This is a genomic window from Candidatus Culexarchaeum yellowstonense (genome assembly GCF_024707025.1).
Taxonomy (GTDB): Archaea; Thermoproteota; Methanomethylicia; order Culexarchaeales; family Culexarchaeaceae; genus Culexarchaeum.
Window position 1 is genome coordinate 1 of sequence record NZ_JANGFQ010000216.1, and the last position, 4,000, is coordinate 4,000.

The 4,000-nt window shown below is 39.6% G+C and carries 4 protein-coding genes; all 4 read left to right on the forward strand.

Features of this window, described 5'->3' with window-relative positions:
• A partial coding sequence (locus MRT15_RS11390) for a hypothetical protein (protein ID WP_304330347.1) occupies window positions 1-1,345 on the forward strand: 1,345 nt, incomplete at its 5' end.
• Window positions 1,346-1,777: 432 nt separating this feature from the next.
• Entirely contained in the window at window positions 1,778-2,770 is a 993-nt protein-coding gene (locus MRT15_RS11395) for a hypothetical protein (protein WP_304330348.1), read from the forward strand.
• A 17-nt stretch (window positions 2,771-2,787) separates the two neighbouring features.
• Window positions 2,788-3,618 carry a hypothetical protein gene (locus MRT15_RS11400; RefSeq protein ID WP_304330350.1) on the forward strand — a complete coding sequence of 277 codons (831 nt, stop codon included), beginning with the start codon at window positions 2,788-2,790 and terminating at the stop codon, window positions 3,616-3,618.
• 18 nt (window positions 3,619-3,636) lie between these two features.
• Window positions 3,637-4,000: hypothetical protein (locus tag MRT15_RS11405; RefSeq protein WP_304330351.1), on the forward strand; the 364-nt coding region annotated here is incomplete at its 3' end.

The window sequence follows — 4,000 nt, forward strand, 5'->3', positions numbered from 1 at the left end:
ACGAATTATACATCCTGGTGTAGGGTTTGCTATATCCGTTGGTAGTGTTTTGGGTATGCTCGGATGGTATTGGATGCTTGCCGCTTGGGTTCCAGAATATTCATTGCCAACTCTTTTGGAAGCGTTAGGACACCCTGAATTCACTGAATTCTTATGGAGGCCGGAGGTAACTTTCATTATATCATCAATTATAATGTTGTCCTGTGTAATAATTAGCATATTTGGGTCTAAGTGGGTTTTCAGAGTTATGGACATATGTTTCATATTATCCACGCTGAGCCTTGTTGTTACATGGGGGGTTCTTCTATCTGTGGGTCATGAGGGCTTCGTACAGGCATGGAATTCATTCGTGGCTGAATATGGTTCACCACTCACATATGAAAGCTTAAAGGATCTCGCTAACAATTATGCTCTTGAAACGTATGGATATTCCATTATAGGGCCTACCAACTTCTACCATACCCTCCTACTGATCCCAGCTATATGGTGGACGTTTGCTTATGTAGCTGGACCGGGGTGGATAGCGGGAGAGGTTAAGGAGGTTAGGAGAAACATGATTCTCGGATATCTACTAGGTATAGCGTATTATGTAGGCTGCTTCTTCATTAGTCTAATCATAATAGATAATGTTATTGGACGTGAATGGATGGCGGCAGCAGCGTACGCTATGGAAATGTCTGAGTGGAAGGACTATTTGCCCATATCAGAGGCAAACTATATTTTATTTGCGTCGATATGTACAGATAACCCGATTCTTAAGTTCTTGATGGGGATAAATTTCACACCCGTCTGCTATGCATGGGTTCTTCAATCTGCGGGTATAACCCCAAGGGCTTTGGTGGCGTGGTCAATGGACAGAGTAATGCCAAGCTGGTTAGCAGATGTACATCCGAAATGGAGAACGCCACATAAAGCCATAATAGCCTTCTGGATTATAGCGGAGATTTGTCTAGTAGGTTACGTGATGTTTCCAGGAATACTCGGTTCACTTGTCGTTATAGTTTGGGAAAATCTTTCATCATTCCTTGCTATAGCTCTCTGTTGTATACTATTGCCTTACCTTAAGAAGGTTAGACACATTTGGGATGCTTCTCCGGTAAAATGGCGTATTGCCGGGATACCGGTAATGGTCATTACGGGAGTAATTTACATTATAGCGATCTTCACCACCACCTACTTCTTCCTAGCACATCCAGAGCTTGGAGAATACCACCCACCATCATTCCTTGGCTTAGCAACATTTGCATTAATAGGTCTAATTGGTTGGTATGTAGCTAAATGGTATCGTAAGAAGACTCTTGGCATAGATATATCTGAAGCCTATAAAGAAATACCACCAGCTTAAAACCCCTCTTTTTCCCCCCTTCTTGTAGAGCCTTTTAGGAAGTTTTTAAGTCCTCCAAGTGGTAGTTATTTTCAGGATAATAGAAACTTTCCTTTCACATTAGCCATTTTAGCCACTTCATAAGTAATTCAAGATTTTGGGAGTTCCAATTACAGATTTATCTTTCTACATAAAGGATCCTTCCTTCCCTAATCACTTTTTTCAACATGCAATTTTAGAATGCTTCATTTAACTTTGTTAAAACAATTTGCTAAAGCCGAGTCTGCAATTACAAAAATTCCTCTAATCAGTATGATGCATGGGCATACGACCTGCATTTTCTAGATAAAGGGCCTGTCATAAATATAGGTTTATTCCGAGCTATATGCAATTCTTAAATATAAAAATTAAATAAATAACTATTAGAAGGACGAATGATGTTTGGTGATATATGTGGGTGTTATTAAACTTTTCTTTGCAACAGATGTTCATGGCTCTGAAATTTGTTTTAGGAAGTTTCTCAATGCATTAAAAATCTATAATGTGAATATTGGCATATTGCTTGGCGATCTTAGTGGTAAAATGATTAACCCGATAATAAGGCAGCCGGATGGAAGTTATAAGTGTAATTTTTTAGGGCAAGATATAGTAGTGAAAACTGAAGAGGAATTGAAGGATTTGCAGAGGAGAATATCCATAACTGGCAATTACTATTTTATTACAACTCCAGAGGAGGTGGCTGAGTTGTTAGCGGAAGGTAAAACTATTGCTGGGAGGATAGATGCACAGGTTAGGAAGATACATTTAGGGGCTGGAAAAACGGAAGAGCTTTTTAAGCGATTGGTAACCGAGAGGCTTAAGAGTTGGGATAATATTATCGGGGAAAAGTTGAAAGGCACGAACATAAAAGTTTTCATCGCACCTGGAAATGATGATATCCCGGAAGTTGATGAAGTGTTAAATAACTTCGTGTATGCAACCAATGTTGATGGTAAAAAAGTTGAATTTGATGGTTATGAGATGATAACTCTATCTTGGTCAAATCCCACTCCTTGGGATACTCCAAGAGAATGTAGTGAGGAGGAGTTAGCTGAAAAGATCGAGAGGCTAGTTTCACAGATTAATAATATGGAAAACGCTATTTTCAATTTCCATGCACCACCTTATGGTACAGAGTTGGATCGAGCTTACAAGTTATCCAAAGATCTTGTGCCTTCTGTACATGAAATGGTAAATGTTGGTAGCGTTGCTGTATTAAATGCCATCAAAAAATATCAACCATTGCTGGGGCTTCATGGACATATACATGAATCTCGAGCTGCTCAAAAGATTGGGAGAACGTTATGCGTTAACCCTGGAAGTGAGTATTCTGAAGGGATATTGCATGGGGTAATTATAACCCTAGATAGGGGTAGAGTTAAAAGTTTCCAGTTTACTACTGGATGAATGGAGGTGGAGGGGGTTTGTCGAAAAAATTTAGGTTGCCATGGGAAATCCCAATTGAGGAATACCCCCCTCCATCAGTTTTCATTGAAGAAGCATTATCATGTGTTAGTGATGCTGAGGGGGAGGGGATTATACTTCGTATAATGGGTGGAATGGGAATATACCTACACTCCCTAGAGTATAAACAATTATGGGAAAAGCTGGCTAGACTTGGTGAGAGAGTGTTCACCGATATAGATTTCGCAAGTTACGGCAAATTTCGGGAGAAAATACTTAAATTCTTTAAAAGACGGGGCTATGACTTTGATCCAAGATTGATGCATCATTATGGTTTAAAGAGACATATATACTTCGGAGGGAGAGTTCCAATGGTGGAAGTATTTTTCGATAAATTGGAAATGAATCATACGATAAGCTTCAGTAAACGTTTAGAGGCTGATTCCCCAACACTACCACCATCAGAATTGCTATTGCAAAAAATGCAAATAGTGAAAATTAATGAGAAGGATATTAAGGATGCAATTGTGCTTTTAATAGCTCATGACGTTGGGGAAACTGATAAGGAAACAATAAATCTTAAGGCATTAGCTCATGCTGGATTGACCTCCGATTGGGGCTTTTACTATACTGTAACAACAAATCTCCAGAGGGTTAAGGAGTTTGTTGGAAATAGCACGATATTAAATGAGGATCAGAAGGCTATTATTAATGGGAGGATAGACAAAATACTTAAGTACCTTGATGAGCAACCGAAAAGTTTAGGTTGGAAGCTCAGAGCATCCATTGGAACTAAGAAGAAATGGTACAATGATGTGGAAGAATGGACGTATTTCCGTGAAGGTACATAACGCTGAACAGCGACTCCTATGCCCAAATCAACATCAACTAAAAGGGATAGATTAGACAATTTATGCCAGCTAATCGTAAACCTTGATAGCATAAGGGCTTTTAGGAGGGTAGACCCAGAAGTTATTAGGGAAGGCTTTCAAATAATGGGATCAAAGGAGTTCACGGATATGTGGAAGAGCATAAAACACGATGTGGAGAGAATCGTGTACAGTCCAATAACGGAAATTAAGGGGTTGCCAACTTTAATGAGGCTTGCTGCATTCCTCAAACTCCTCACCTCCTTAACCTCCATCTTCATGGTACTGGTTTTAGCCGCGAATCTTAGACCTCCTGAGAAGCTTCCAATTCCGCTTCCAATGATATTTAGGGGGTGGATAGCTT